Consider the following 14,791-nt stretch of genomic DNA (forward strand, 5'->3'; position numbering starts at 1 on the left):
TATAATAGCTATCATAAGTAAACGCATATGTGAGAATGGAGTTCAGTAAATGGATCAAAGCTTAAACGTCTTTGTAACAGTCGTAGAAAAAAAGAATTTTTCTCGAGCAGCCGAGGCTCTTCACATGACACAACCCGCGGTAAGTCAGTATATCCGATCCCTGGAGGAGATGATGGACGTACGTTTGCTTGAAAGAACGAACAAATACGTTCGACTGACAAAAGCGGGTGAAATCGTCTATCATCATGCGAAAGAAATTGTTGGATTGTATGGTCGCATGCACCACTTGGTTAACGACTTGTCCCATGAGGCAAGTGGACAGCTCTCGATTGGAGCCAGTTACACATTCGGTGAGTATGTGCTTCCACATATATTGGCTCGTTTACTGGAGATCTATCCCCTTATTAAACCCGAAGTGCGAATTGGCAATACTGCGGAAATTGCAGATCTCATAATGAGTCGGCAACTTGATGTGGGAATCGTTGAAGGTCGTTTTAAAGAAAACCGCCAGCTGACCACACAAGCATTTGCTGAAGACAAGATGATTCTTGTAGCCTCTGCAAATCATCCACTTTCATTAAAAAAAGAGACAGTCGAATGGAAAGAGTTGGTTGAGCAAACGTGGATTATTCGCGAAGACGGTTCCGGTACGCGTGAAGCCGTAGAAGCCGTCTTTGAACAATATGAAATAACACCAGCACGGACGATGCAATTTAGCAGTACGCAACCTATAAAAGAAGCGGTAGAGGCAGGACTTGGGATCAGTCTGTTATCAGAATGGGCTGTGCAAAAAGAACTGAGGTATGAAGATTTAGTACAACTCCAAGTAAAAGATTTACCTTTTGCACGCAAATTCTCAATCGTAACGAGTTCACCCTATCAGACAAAAGCGTTGCAAGTATTTTTAGAACTCCTGCTCAATAATCGAGATTTGACGTTATTTAGGTAGAGGATGTGTGGAAGAAGACCATTGGGAAGTTGTCTGGAAGTTACTGTGAATTAAGTTCAAGTACTTTATTTCAAGTGATTTAAAAGACTATTTGGTAGCTCTTTGCTGGTTGAGGGATGGGTTCATGATTTCAGGAAGAGATTCTTTGTGTCCATCCGGTCGTGGATGTAATTCAAAAGACAACTTATGAGCGGATTTTGTGATTTATGAGCGGATTTATGAGGTTATGAGCGTTTTCAGTGAGTTATGATCACATTTCAGGATTTATGAGCGATTCAGGGAGCTTATGATCACTTTCGCAAGTTTATGAGCAGATCACAAGTTTTAAGAGCGCGTTGACTTCTAGTTAGCACCTTCTTGTTTAATTCCATGTTAAAAAGGGCTTTACAAGAGCCCTTTCCACTTAAATCATTTAATTAATTTACCTGGGTTTAAAACATTCTCTGGATCCAACACTTGCTTGATTTTGAGCATTACATCGTACGCCGCACCGTGTTCATCGCGCTGGTATTTTTGTTTGCCAACACCTACACCATGCTCGCCTGTGCACGTTCCGCCACAATCGAGTGCTCGACGGACAATGGTTTCATTGTACGCATTCGCGTTCTTGAGTTCTTCAGAGTTTTCATGATCAATCATGAGCAATACGTGGAAGTTTCCATCTCCAACGTGTCCCACGATGCCACCTTCGATTCCAATTCTGTCGAGTTCCTCGCGTGCAAAGACGACGGACTCTGCTAATTTCGAAATCGGTACGCATACATCTGTCAACATCATCTGTTTGCCTGGGAATCCATGAGTATAGGCATAAGCTGCGTTGTGACGTGCTTCCCACAAACGATTGCGACTCGCTGTTTCCGTTTCAAATAATATCTCTATGCATCCAAAGTCAGCGACAATCTCTTCTGTGAAGGCAACGTCTGACGCGAGGCCTGCTTCGTTGCCATGAAACTCTAAAAACAGTGTTGGTAACTCGTCATAGTCTGTTTCACTATAAGCATTCACCTGCCGAATGGACTCTGTATCTACAAGCTCAACGCGTGCGATTGGAATGCCCGCTTGCAATATTGCCGGCACGGCTTCAATCGCATTCGTAATGGACGTGAATGTTGCGCGTGCTGCTGTGGTCATTTCAGGAATTCCAAAAACTTGGAGTGTCAGTTCTGTAAAACAACCGAGAGTACCTTCTGATCCGACAAACAATCCATTTAGATGATAGCCTGAGGAGGATTTTGCTGCTTTGTTTCCCGTGTGAATAATCGTTCCATCTGCTAAGACCACTTCTAAATCCCTCACCTGATCACGCATAACACCATATTTTACAGATGTCGTACCACTCGCGTTCGTTGCCGCCATACCTCCAAGAGTCGCATCGGCTCCTGGATCTACTGAGAAGAAGAGTCCATGTTTCTTCAGCTCTTTGTTCAATACAGAGCGCGTCACTCCTGGTTGCACAGTAACTAACATGTCTGCAGGATTCACTTCTAGTATTTGGTTCATCTCAGTGAAATCTATTGTAATTCCATGATTGTAAGGAATTATATGACCTTCGAGACTTGAACCGACTCCAAATGGAATGACAGGTATGTGGAGATTACTTGCTGCTTTGACAATCTTACTCACTTCTTCTGTTGTTCTTGGGTACACGACTAGATCAGGGAGACTCGGCGTATGGTAGGATTCATCCTTGCTATGCAAGTCACGTACGGTCTCGTTTTGTGTCACCTGCTCCTGTTCTAGAAACCCGCTCAACTCGACTACAAGCTGGTCAATTGAAGTATACATCCAATCAAATCCTTTCATACCTAGATTATCAATGAAATTTGTACGGATCCCTCATTTTAAATCCGTTTTTATAACGAAAAGCAGGGTACACTATTAGAAACATATGAGGAGGTCTTCAACATGAGAAAATCAGTATCTATTGCAGGAGGCGTTCTTGCGACAGTCCTACTTCTAGGCGCATGTGGAAACAGTAATAAGGAAGAAGACACAGGTACGGCTGGTACGACTGGAACGGAAAACACAACGACTGAGCCTGGAACTGTTACAGATGATTCTGCAAGCAACACTTCCGGTACAAATGATGCATCAACTACAAATGGTTCCGCTGATTCTGACAGTGACCAGAAATACATGAAAGAGAAAATGGACAAGCTCGCTTACGACGAAGTCGAGTTGGAAGTCGATTACGGAAAAGACAAAGAATACGAAATCGAAATTGAACAAGACAATGGTAAAGTGGAAGCAACTGTTGAGGATGAACTTTCCAATACCGACTTAAAGGGCCGGGAAGCGTTCGATGAAATCTATCCGAAACTGGAGAAGATGGATATCACAGAAACCACTACGAAAGAACAAGCCATCCAACAAGCATTGGACGCATTCGACTTGAAAGATGATTACACGAAATTCGACATTGAAATCACAATGCCGGATGGTCAAAAAGTCGAGTTCTCAGATAAAAAATAAGTAAAAGCGGAACCGTCAATCGGTTCCGCTTTTCTTTTTTAGCTATGCGCTTTTACGAATTCAATAATCTTTTCAGACGTTTCCATTTGTAGAATTTCAGGGATATACCCTTCCCATTCTGCTTTAGATAATCCTGCAAATTGTGCGCGTGCTTTCAAGATACTAGAAGGGCTCATCGAGAATTCATCCAGTCCCATACCGAGTAGCACAGGAATGGATAATGGATCTCCTGCCACTTCGCCACACATGCCGACCCACTTTCCTTCTTTGTGAGCAGCTTGAATGACTGTATTAATCAATCTCAAGATGGACGGATGGTTCGGCTGATACAAATAGGAAACGGTTTCGTTCATCCGGTCTGCCGCCATTGTATATTGGATTAAGTCATTCGTACCAATAGAGAAGAAGTCGACTTCTTTTGCAAACAGATCTGCAATAACCGCTGCTGCAGGAATCTCAAGCATCATCCCCACTTCATACGTATCACTAATGTCTACACCTTCAGCCTGTAACTTCGCTTGTTCTTCAAGCAACATACCTTTTGCATGACGGAATTCTTCCAATGTCGCAATCATCGGGAACATGATTTTCAAGTTGCCGTGAACACTCGCTCGAAGTAATGCTCGCAACTGAGTACGGAACATGTCAGGATGTTCAAAGCAAAGACGAATGGCACGCACTCCTAAGAACGGATTCATCTCTTCAGGTGTACTGAAATAGCTTAACTCCTTGTCCCCACCGATATCGAGTGTACGAACAACAGTTGGACGTTCACCCATGGAAGTCAATACGGTTTTGTATGCATCGTATTGCTCTTCTTCTGTCGGGAAATCGCTTTTGCCCATGTAAAGGAACTCTGTACGGAACAAGCCGACACCTTCTGCACCGTTTTTATCTGCTAAAGGCAAGTCTTCCGTAGACGCAATATTAGCACCTACTTCAACATGATGGCCATCACTTGTAACGGTCGCTTCAGAAACAAAACGCTTTAACAATTCCTTGTCTTGCTCAAACGTCTCTTTCTTCGTTTCATACGTACGTGTTTCTTCGTCAGTCGGCTCCAATACTACTGTTCCTTCAGTGCCGTCAATAATTAGAGAAGTCCCTTGTTCAATCGATGCCATAGCAGTTTTTGTACCGACAACCGCTGGAATTTCAAGCATTCTTCCAAGAATAGCAGAGTGCGATGTGCGCCCTCCGATATCTGTGACAAATCCTTTAACGAATTGCTTGTTCAATTGTGCCGTTGCAGAAGGTGTTAAATCATCTGCAATAATGATAACTTCTTCGTTAATTGTAGAAGGATCGGATACATGAACACCTAGCAATTTAGCTAGAAGACGCTTTGTAACGTCGCGGACATCTGCTGCACGTTCTCGCATATATTCATTGTCCATTGCTTCGAACATTGCAGTGAACGTGTCAGCAGCTTGCTGTAGAGCAAACTCTGCGTTTACCCCTTGCTCGATACTGCCTTTGACACTACTTTCTAATTCAGGATCGTTTAGCACAAGTAAGTGAGCACTGAAAATCGCCGCTTTGTCTTCACCAAAGTTTTCCGCAGCTTTTACACGGATCGCTTCCAATTCCACTGCAGCTTCCGCTTTTGCAGCCTCAAAACGAGTGATTTCTTGCTCTGGGTTTTCAATCGTACGCTTTTCAACTGTAAGGTCTGGTGCTTCCAAACGGTACGCTTTGGCGATCGCTATGCCGTCGGATACACCGATACCTGTAATTGTTTGTTTCACTCGCCGATGTTTTCTTGTTTCATGATGTTATCTACTTTTGCGATCGCCTCTGACTCGTCATCGCCGTTTGCTGTAATTTCAACTTGCGCACCTGATTCAATTCCCATACCCATGACGCCCATGATAGATTTCAAGTTTGCTGTGCGTTCGTTATACGTAATTGTCACTTCTGATTTAAATGGTGTGACTGCTGATACGAGCATCGAGCATGGTCGTGCGTGTAACCCTTCGCTGCTAGTGATTGTGTACGTTTTCTTTTCCATAACTAAATCTCTCCTTTTAAGTCAAAACTGGATGCGGTCGCTATAGTGTGCGACGAGTGCATCATTGTGTGTTGCGTTGCCTTCTAAATTACCGCTCTTGAAAACAGGCGGCTCCATCCCGTTCGCACTCATGCGCTCAACGCTCTCACAAAATAACGCGTGAAGCAACGCATTGCCCGATACACTAGATGCGGGACCACATTGAATACCGTCGATATGCATGATTCCGTCTCCTGAAGGCACTTTCGTATCCAGCACAACAGATACCATTTTCTCTAGTCGTTTGCCTGAAGAATGACGCGATGGATGTTCTTCTTCAGTATACAACAAAGATTGAATGGAAACCGTATAAGCGCCTTGTGATTCCGCATATTCTGCTACGTCGATGGGTACTGGGTTTCGACCTGAATTCGATATGATAATTACGACATCCTCTGGTCGAATGTCGAGAGTCGTTAAGAATGTTTTACTGAATTCCGCATCTTTTTCATTTTCGGATGAAAGCAATGCGCCTTCGTGCAACATGAGGGGGCCAATTGAAATTGGTTGTACACACGCTAAACTCCCCGCACGGAAATACCCTTCTTGTGCAAGTAGTTGAGAATGCCCTGAACCGAACAGTTGAATGATCCCACCTCGTTTAATACGTTCTGCAATCTTAGTGGCAGCATGCTCAATAGGCTCTTTCGAACTTTCCTCCACTATCTTTAATAGTGTTGTGATTTCACTAATGTATGAATTCATAACTTTCACCTTCCAATTTCACTAAGGAATTTGTATCGATCTGCTCGATACGTACTTCGAACAACTTCAAAAGTGCGACCGTCCTGAAGTGAACTGACGCGTTCAATTAGCACAACTGCAGAGGGAAGTGAAATCTGTAAGTATCCTGCATCTTCCGTCTTTGCGAGTGCTGCCTCCATCCGCTGTGTCGCTTGTCCAATTACAAGCATTTCTTGTTTCTCGATGAACGCGTACAAAGATCCACGAAGCGCTTCTTCAGTGAGCGTTGGAAATAGGGATACCGGTAAATAAGAACGTTCAATCGCCATTGGCCTATCGTCTGCATAACGAATCCGGACGACTTTGTGGACAAGTGCCTCCTGTGTTATCCCTAGTCTTGCAGCAATTTGAGGATCTGGATGGACTTTCGTGAAACTGATCAACTTAGTTCCAGGTGTGAGCCCACGCTCTTTCATATCCTCAGTGAAACTCGTTAATCCATTAAGAGGTTGCTCCATCTTTTCTTCGGCAACAAACGTGCCTCTACCTTTTTCACGGTACAGCAATCCGTCTTTCACCAAATTCGTTAACGACTGACGAACTGTCATGCGGCTCACCCCGAACAAATCCGTCAATTCACGTTCAGATGGTATGAGGGACTTCACAGGATATATACCCCGTGCTATTTGTTCTTTAAGATAGTCTTCAATCTGAATATATATTGGAATTCCTGATTGCTTATCAAGCATTCCATCCACCACCATTCGTATCTTTTGGACCCATGTACTCGGTTGTTTTATGAAAGGACTCTTTAAACAGACCCATCTTGTTCGTACCCTGTTATGCCACCACAAATTGTTTGTACAACAGACCATTCTTTGCTGAGAATAACAAGGTCCGCATCACTTCCTGCAGCGACTTTGCCCTTCTTGGGTAGACCCAGCTGACGGGCTGCATTTCCTGACGTTATTTTTGCTACGTCGAGTGGACTGACCCCTAATATACGGACGATATTTTGAACAGCGTGTTCCATCGTCAAAATACTTCCTGCCAATGTTCCATCGGAAAGACGTGCATCCGTTTCTGTTACGTGCACTGGCTGTCCACCAAGATCATATTCCCCTGGTTGCAACCCTTTAGCGCGCATCGCATCGGTAATAAGGATAAGTTTATCAGCGCCCTTTACGCGATAAGCAAGTTCAACCGCTTTCGGGTGACTGTGAACGAAGTCAGCAATTACTTCCGCACAAAGTTCATCCACAAGAAGTGCTCCGCCTATTGCACCTGGTTCACGATGATGGAATGGTGACATTTGGTTATATAAATGTGTGGCTTGGATAGCTCCAGCCTTTGCCGCTTCTTCCATCTGGGCGATCGTTGCATCCGTGTGGCCCATCGATGCTACAATGCCTTCTGCTGCTAACTTTTTAATAAAAGAGAATCCATTTGGTTCTTCAGGAGCAAGTGTGACCATGCGAATTCTACCTTTTGCTGCTTGCTGCCAAGCATCAAACTGATCGGAATTTGGAGGACAGATGTGTTCAAGAGGCTGGGCACCTGCACGTTTCGGCGAGACAAAAGGGCCTTCTAAGTGAATGCCTAGCATTTGCGCTTGTCCAACTTTCGTTGAGAACTCTCCTGCATTTTTTAATGCATCTTCGATTGCTTCCGGTGCTTGTGTCATTGAAGTCGCTAAAAATGAAGTCGTCCCTTCTTTTGGAAGAACGTTAGCCATTGTCTCCAAAGCTTCCGTTGTGGCATCCATGACATCTGCTCCAGCAGCTCCATGAATGTGCATATCGATGAATCCCGGTAGGATATAGTTGCCCTGTACGTCAATTTGCTCATCTGCTTGTTTAGAAATTGATGGACCTACTTCTTGAATTGTTCCATCTTCGATGAATACGTCTCCGTTTTCAAGGATTCCTTCAGGTGTTACCACTGTTCCATTTTTCAATAATAGTGTGTGTGTCATAGATTTCCTCTCCTTAAGAAAATACGCCGGAAGAGTGACTGTTGTCTCTCCCGCCGGCGTAATCAATTATTATTCATCAACCTTAACGATTGAGTCAGTTCCTTTTCTTTGGAACCCTTTTTTCAAGATGTGCAAGTTAGCTTTTTCAACGTTTGTGAAAATGACTGGAGTAACAATGGATGGTGCGTTTGCTTTGATATAGTCTAAGTCAATGTTCAACAATGCATCGCCTCGTTGAATGAGCTGACCGTTTTTCACAAGCAATTCAAATCCTTTTCCGTTCAACTTAACTGTATCCAAACCTACGTGAATCAGAACTTCAACGCCTGTATCCGTTTCAAGTCCGATAGCATGATTTGTCGGGAAGATGCTGACGACTTTACCATCGATTGGTGAATGAATCGTTTTCCCCTTGGGCATAATACCGAAACCAGGTCCCATCATTTCTTTAGCAAATACCTCGTCTGGAACTTCTGATAAGTCAATGATGTCCCCATCAATTGGCATGTGGAAATCAGTTGCAGGTAATGCTTTCACGCTGTGTGGCTGTGTATCCAGTTCCATAGACTCTTCCGTCTTCGGTGCTGGGTTACCATTTTTCGTACGTCGCTTCATCGCTTCAGCTAAGAATTCAACGGCTGTTCCAATAACGACTTGAACGTTTGTTTTACTAATCTTCATGAAGCCCATTGCGCCGTAACGTTTCAATTCTTTTTCATTGATAATATCTGAATTTTTAACAGTCAATCGTAAGCGAGTTGTACAGTAGTCAATGGCTTGAATGTTTTCAAGGCCTCCAAGTGCTTCGATTGTGTGGTAAGCCTTTACTTCAACGATATCATCGCTATAGACTGCAGTATCTTCTACCATATCTTCATCATCTTCACGACCAGGTGTTTTCAAGTCGAGTTTGATGATTAGGAAATAGAACACTACAAAGTAGATGACACCGAATACAAGACCGATGACTAAGAGTGTCAGTGGATTCTGTGCTAATCCGAAATTCAGTACATAGTCAATCGCACCTGCTGAGAATCCGAAACCGTGATGGACGTCAAACATGTACGATACCATCATAGATGCACCTGTTAGTAATGCGTGCACTACATAAAGAACTGGTGAAAGGAACATGAACGCGAATTCGATCGGCTCAGTGATTCCTGTAAGGAATGAAGTGAATCCGATACTTAGTAACATACCGCCGACAATTGCTTTCTTTTCCTTTTTAGCTGCAGCATACATTGCTAGACATGCTGCTGGTAGACCAAACATCATAATTGGGAAGAAACCAGACAAGAATGGTCCTGCAGTTGGGTCTCCCTTTAGGAATCGGTTAATTTCACCTTTTACAACTTCACCACTCGCAGTTGTGAACGTTCCGAAATCGAACCAAACCACTGTGTTAATAACGTGGTGAAGACCTGTAGGAATCAATAGACGGTTTAAGAATCCGTAAGCACCTACACCAAGAGTTCCGGCACCAAGTACCCAGTTACCGATACTATCGATGAGACTCTGAACAGGTGGCCATGCAAAGAATAGAATGCCAGCAAGTACTGTCATTGTCGCCGCTGTAATAATTGGAACAAATCTTCGTCCTCCAAAGAATGCGAGGAAATCTGGTAGTTTAATATTATAAAAACGGTTGTAGAGAAGCCCTGCTATAATACCAGAGATGATACCGCCGAACACACCCATGTTGATCGATTCGTCAACTGCACTTAACGCACTTGTGAGTACCAGGAAACCAACAGCTCCGGCCAATGCTGCTCCGCCACTGTTATCGTGTGCAAACCCCATCGCGATACCAATTGCAAAAATTAAAGCTAAGTTACCAATGATTCCATCTCCCGCTGCTGCGATTAACGGAATGCCAAGCAAGTCATCTTGCCCGAGTCGCAAAAGCAAAGCGGCTGCTGGCAAGGTGGCAATCGGAAACATTAATGATTTTCCGATACGCTGAATAAAGTTCATCATGTTCTTTTCACTCCTTTTTAATTATCTTACTATTCACTATACCGTTTGACCGGTCTAGTTGTCTATACCAATTAAAACAAAAAACTGTGAAGAATGTAAGCGTTTTTACGATTTTATGTGAAAAAGTTTGGAAGTATGCAAGAAAAAGCGAGTGCAGAGTGTTCTGCGCTCGCTTTTTCTCATCTTGGACTGGGAATATTAAGCATCTATACGTAAGATACCACTTGTACCTTGTGCAAGTTTTCCTTCTTTAAGCAAATGGATTTTCTCTTTAGATACATTTGTGAAAATAATGGGAGTTATAGTTGAAGGCGCGTTTGCTTGAATATACCCCACATCGATTTTCAATAGAGCATCTCCTCGACCGATTGACTGATCCTTCTCAACCAACAAGTCGAAGCCTTCCCCATTCAGCTTCACGGTATCGAGTCCTACGTGTATCAAGATTTCGATACCTGTTTCCGATTCCAATCCGATGGCGTGTTTTGTCGGGAACACGCTAACAACCTTACCGTCTACAGGTGAACAAATAGTGTCTCCTGCTAGGTCAATTGCAAAACCGGGCCCCATCATTTCCTGAGCAAACACGGGATCAGGTACGTCAGATAACTGAATTACAGTTCCATCAATCGGCATGACAAACGATTCTTCTGCAAGTCCCTTTTCTACAGGTAATTGTTCAGCTGCGCTATCTCCTTTTAATGACTGGGTAATTTTTTTAAAAAAGCCTGCCATTCACTTCACTCTCCTTTTATCTGTTCATGTGTATTCTTAGCTAAATATACGTGCACTATCCCACAACATTTTGTCACTTGTCACAAAAGTGCATGGCTAGCGTTTCTAGCATTTGGGGTAAACGTACAAATGCACTTTCCATATGCAAACGCTCTGTACGTTGATGCGCATCTTTTCCGAACGGACCTACATTCAGTACGGGTGCATCAAGTGCTTTCATTTCTTCGAACGGCATCCAATAAGTAGAACCCCAAACCGGTGTATTTCGCTCAAACGACTTCCAACCAGTTCCTTCGTCAGCATAATGGACATAGCTTAAATCACTGATGCCATTGAAATAGTGAATTTGTGTGACTTCCGTTCCAAGTGTAGTTGCTTTGTCTTTCATAAGCGTGACAAGCTCCTGAACAAGTACATCATCAGAAGTGTTCACTGCCGGATAATATGGAGGTGCAAATAACAGTACAGTTGCTGGAGCTAACTCTTGGCACTCGATCATCAGGACATCGACAATTTTAAAGGACTTGTCGCGATCGTCCAGCTCCCAGTCCCCAGAGACTTCAGTAATAATCCGCTGCACTTCCGCTATGCCCAACTTTTTGTTTGCATATTCCATTAGGTCTTCAAACTTAAGTAGATTAATGTCGCCGACTTTTTGTACATCTGCGCGCTCACAAATTCCCGAGTACGCTGCTTCACATGCTGCGACAGCGTCCTTTGCGATGCCTTCAAATAACTCCATTACTTCTGCTGCAGTACGTCTCATTGTAAACACGTTGTACAACGCTGTAGAACGATAAGGCGTTTGCACAGAATAATGTGCTTTTAAATCTTTTTGTTGCAATGTCACCGGAAGTGGTGTTGTTTCTCCATGATCCGTTTCTTCAAACACGCTGTTCCACTCCATACGTTGTGTAAGGAAAGAAGCCATGAATGTAGATGTGATTCCTTTTAACGGTTCTCCGACGTGTGTCTCTTTCCCGTAAAACAATGCAGCAGGCATAATCTTACCGATTGAACCGGAGTAGATATATTCCTTAGGATCTCCTGGTTCTTGAGAGAATACGGGTTCTCCGTTTAAGAATAGTGTATACGCTAACTCATGTTCGTTCTTCATCCGAACGAGTGATTTAACTGCAGTACGCATACCGGCAGAACTCACTTCTTCGTCAGGAACAGCGAGCAATAACAGATTGAGTGGCCATTGCTCCGCAGCCGCCTTTTCGATTAACGCCATGTGCAATGCTAATCCCATTTTCATGTCCATTGTTCCACGGCCAAATAGATATTCTCCTGATTCGAGATCTTTTAGCGCCTCTTCAGGGAGTTCTTCTTTATATTCATGTAACTTGGCAGTCAGCTCTTCAGGATGGAAAGCAAATGGCTCAAGTGCGCCATATTCTTCTGTCCAAACCGTGTCGTAATGGCTAATAAGAACAATCGTATCTTTGGCTTCCTGATTTTTATATAACGCAGTTACTGAGTTTCTTCCTAAACCTGCGTCGTGCAACTCCAACTGTTCGGGATGTGCTTCAAAATAAGGGACACTTTTCAATTTTTCAGCTAGTCGATGTGGAAATGCTTTTTCTCCTTCAGTAGTCGTTCGACTTTCCCAACTTACAAGCTCGCATAACAAGGCTTGCAGTGTTTGCGGTGTACTCCATTGTAAGTGTGTTTCAGTATGTTGGTTTGCCATTAAAAACCCTCCTCTTCAAATACGTGCTGGCATCCTGACAGCGAAAAGCCTGTCTGCTTTTGAGTGTACGCTTTTTGTCGAAAAGAGTCATCCCCTGAAAGACGATTGTTTCGCTTGCAACCCCTGAAACTTATGTTTATAATTTAAACATAAGTTTATCCAATGCGTAGTAGAAGAATTGGGGGTGTTAACGATGAACGAAAAAGAACTGCAACTGATGGCATTGATTCGTCAAAATCCATACTGTTCACAACAGGAGCTAGCAGATGGACTTGGGTTGTCGAGACCCGCCGTCGCGAATATCATATCTGCATTAACGAAACGTGGATACATCACTGGAAGGGCATATGTTCTAGCACCTGAGGATGAGATTATTTGTATTGGCGGTGCAAATGTTGACCGGAAGTTTCATGTATCTGGCACAGTCACCCCTGGCACTTCCAATCCCGCTGAACTGTCCGTTACGATCGGTGGGGTTGCGCGCAATATTGCTGAAAACCTTGGACGCTTAGACCATTCTGTCCGTTTGCTAACAACGGCGGGTAAAGATGCAGACTGGGACTTAATTGCGACACATTCGTCTCCCTTCATGGATTTGACATCTGTACGTTTGTTGCCAAATGCCTCAACAGGTTCGTACTCTGCTGTACTGGACAGTCACGGTGAACTTGCGATTGCAATGGCAGTCATGGATGTCTACGAAGCTTTGAATGCTGAATACATTGCCTCACTAGAAAGGCATTTGTCACGCGCGAAAATGATCGTAATCGATTTGAATGTTACGAAAGAAACAGCAGAGGCGATCCGAGACGTGGCTGTTCGTTACCAGGTTCCATTTGTAATCGTCCCTGTTTCCGGACCTAAAATGGCACACCTGCCAGACACTCTGGATGGGTTGACCTGGTTCATCTGTAATGAGGATGAGGCCGAAACGTTAACAGGTGTCGCAATTCAGAACGAGGACGACTGGAAGACAGCCGTTTCGGTGCTTCTTGACTCTGGAACGGAGCACGCCATCATTACCCGAGGGAAAAAGGGGATTATGGCAGGTGATCGTACAACGCGCTCGATTCATCATCATGCAGCGATCCCTGGCGTTTCTGTGGAAGACGTCACGGGAGCTGGGGACGCATTTGTTTCGGGTGTTCTCCATGCTGCTGTAATGGAACGTCCTCTTCACGACGCAATTACCTATGGTCTTGTGAACGCAGCAAAAACATTAGCATCAAGCTATACAGTCCGGCCTGAACTAACTGCCACTACACTAGAAAATGAACTGGAGGAATACAAATGAAATCTTATATCGTCTTCTCAGAAGAAGTATTAAACGCTAAAGCCGCTGGTCAACCAATCGTGGCACTTGAATCTACAATCATCTCTCACGGCATGCCTTATCCTCAAAACGTGGAGACGGCTCGCGCAGTCGAGCAAATCATTCGCGACAATGGTGCAGTCCCTGCAACAATCGCATTAATCGACGGACAAATAAAGATTGGATTGTCATACGATGAACTAGAAATGTTTGGGAAAAGTGACGAAGTAGCTAAAGTTTCTCGTCGCGATATCGGATATTTGCTTGCTACGAAGAAATTAGGGGCTACAACTGTTGCGGCAACGATGATTTGTGCAGACCTTGCTGAGATTCGCATGTTTGTAACCGGTGGAATCGGTGGCGTACACCGCGGTGCTGAAACAACAATGGACATCTCAGCTGACCTCGAAGAACTAGCAAAAACGGACGTTGCCGTAGTTTGTGCTGGAGCTAAATCAATTCTCGATATCGGTCTAACAATGGAGTATTTAGAAACAAAAGGCGTGCCTGTCATTGGATATGAAACAGATGAATTGCCTGCGTTCTATACACGTAAGAGCGGATTCCCTGTGAACTTCCGCGCAGACAATCCAGAAGTTGTTGCTGAAACGCTTGCAGTTAAATGGCACCTAGGACTTGCAGGTGGCGCTGTGATTGCAAACCCGATTCCTGAAGCAGATGAGCTGGATCCTGAAATGATCAATGGGATTATCGACCAGGCGTTAGCGGAAGCGAAAGAAAAAGGCATTAAAGGAAAAGACGTAACACCGTTCATGCTCGGAAAAGTTAAAGAGCTTACTGATGGTAAGAGTCTTGTAGCTAACATTGCTCTTGTTAAACACAACGCTGTCGTCGGAGCTAAGATTGCTGTCGCATTAAGCAATGCCCGATAATCTAACGAACCAAAGAAATCCACAGCGCAATCGCTGTGGATTTCTTTT

At 43.9% G+C, this 14,791-nt stretch carries 13 protein-coding genes; 4 read left to right on the forward strand and 9 right to left on the reverse strand.

Features of this window, described 5'->3' with window-relative positions; genetic code table 11:
* Positions 1–49 precede the first annotated feature (49 nt).
* A complete protein-coding gene (locus tag ACRPI0_RS14760; RefSeq protein WP_432353507.1) occupies positions 50–949 on the forward strand; it encodes a LysR family transcriptional regulator in 900 nt (299 codons plus the stop codon).
* Between the two features lie 408 nt (positions 950–1,357).
* Here ACRPI0_RS14760 and ACRPI0_RS14765 read toward each other — a convergent pair whose 3' ends face one another.
* The gene (locus tag ACRPI0_RS14765; protein ID WP_432355978.1) at positions 1,358–2,734 is read right to left on the reverse strand and encodes an FAD-binding oxidoreductase; all 1,377 of its coding nucleotides are present in this window, start codon (positions 2,732–2,734) and stop codon (positions 1,358–1,360) included.
* Positions 2,735–2,854: 120 nt separating this feature from the next.
* Here ACRPI0_RS14765 and ACRPI0_RS14770 point away from each other — a divergent pair, with 120 nt between their 5' ends.
* Positions 2,855–3,421 (forward strand): YusW family protein, encoded by a 567-nt coding sequence (locus ACRPI0_RS14770; protein WP_432353509.1) that lies wholly within the window; start codon positions 2,855–2,857, stop codon positions 3,419–3,421.
* 38 nt (positions 3,422–3,459) lie between these two features.
* Here ACRPI0_RS14770 and ptsP read toward each other — a convergent pair whose 3' ends face one another.
* From ptsP to ACRPI0_RS14810, 8 genes are all read right to left on the reverse strand, one after another.
* Positions 3,460–5,169, reverse strand: a complete 1,710-nt coding sequence (gene ptsP, locus ACRPI0_RS14775; RefSeq protein ID WP_432353510.1) for a phosphoenolpyruvate--protein phosphotransferase — start codon at positions 5,167–5,169, stop codon at positions 3,460–3,462.
* A complete protein-coding gene (locus ACRPI0_RS14780) occupies positions 5,166–5,432 on the reverse strand; it encodes an HPr family phosphocarrier protein (protein WP_432353511.1) in 267 nt (88 codons plus the stop codon). The genes ptsP and ACRPI0_RS14780 overlap by 4 nt, the downstream gene beginning before the upstream one ends.
* Before the next feature lie 21 nt (positions 5,433–5,453).
* Entirely contained in the window at positions 5,454–6,176 is a 723-nt protein-coding gene (locus ACRPI0_RS14785; protein ID WP_432353512.1) for a sugar isomerase domain-containing protein, read from the reverse strand.
* A 5-nt stretch (positions 6,177–6,181) separates the two neighbouring features.
* Positions 6,182–6,904 (reverse strand): GntR family transcriptional regulator, encoded by a 723-nt coding sequence (locus ACRPI0_RS14790; protein ID WP_432353513.1) that lies wholly within the window; start codon positions 6,902–6,904, stop codon positions 6,182–6,184.
* 62 nt (positions 6,905–6,966) lie between these two features.
* On the reverse strand, positions 6,967–8,130 hold the full coding sequence (nagA, locus tag ACRPI0_RS14795; protein ID WP_432353514.1) for an N-acetylglucosamine-6-phosphate deacetylase: 1,164 nt from the start codon (positions 8,128–8,130) through the stop codon (positions 6,967–6,969).
* A gap of 69 nt (positions 8,131–8,199) precedes the next feature.
* A complete protein-coding gene (nagE, locus tag ACRPI0_RS14800; RefSeq protein ID WP_432353515.1) occupies positions 8,200–10,107 on the reverse strand; it encodes an N-acetylglucosamine-specific PTS transporter subunit IIBC in 1,908 nt (635 codons plus the stop codon).
* A 198-nt stretch (positions 10,108–10,305) separates the two neighbouring features.
* On the reverse strand, positions 10,306–10,842 hold the full coding sequence (locus tag ACRPI0_RS14805; protein WP_432353516.1) for a PTS sugar transporter subunit IIA: 537 nt from the start codon (positions 10,840–10,842) through the stop codon (positions 10,306–10,308).
* Between the two features lie 73 nt (positions 10,843–10,915).
* Positions 10,916–12,538, reverse strand: a complete 1,623-nt coding sequence (locus ACRPI0_RS14810) for a M20/M25/M40 family metallo-hydrolase (RefSeq protein WP_432353517.1) — start codon at positions 12,536–12,538, stop codon at positions 10,916–10,918.
* Between the two features lie 193 nt (positions 12,539–12,731).
* Here ACRPI0_RS14810 and ACRPI0_RS14815 point away from each other — a divergent pair, with 193 nt between their 5' ends.
* Both ACRPI0_RS14815 and ACRPI0_RS14820 read left to right on the forward strand, forming a co-directional pair.
* On the forward strand, positions 12,732–13,832 hold the full coding sequence (locus ACRPI0_RS14815) for a carbohydrate kinase (protein ID WP_432353518.1): 1,101 nt from the start codon (positions 12,732–12,734) through the stop codon (positions 13,830–13,832).
* Entirely contained in the window at positions 13,829–14,743 is a 915-nt protein-coding gene (locus tag ACRPI0_RS14820) for a pseudouridine-5'-phosphate glycosidase (protein ID WP_432353519.1), read from the forward strand. Before ACRPI0_RS14815 ends, ACRPI0_RS14820 begins: the two co-directional genes overlap by 4 nt.
* Positions 14,744–14,791: the final 48 nt, after the last annotated feature.

This window comes from Sporosarcina sp. A2 (assembly GCF_050858885.1).
Lineage (GTDB): Bacteria > Bacillota > Bacilli > Bacillales_A > Planococcaceae > Sporosarcina.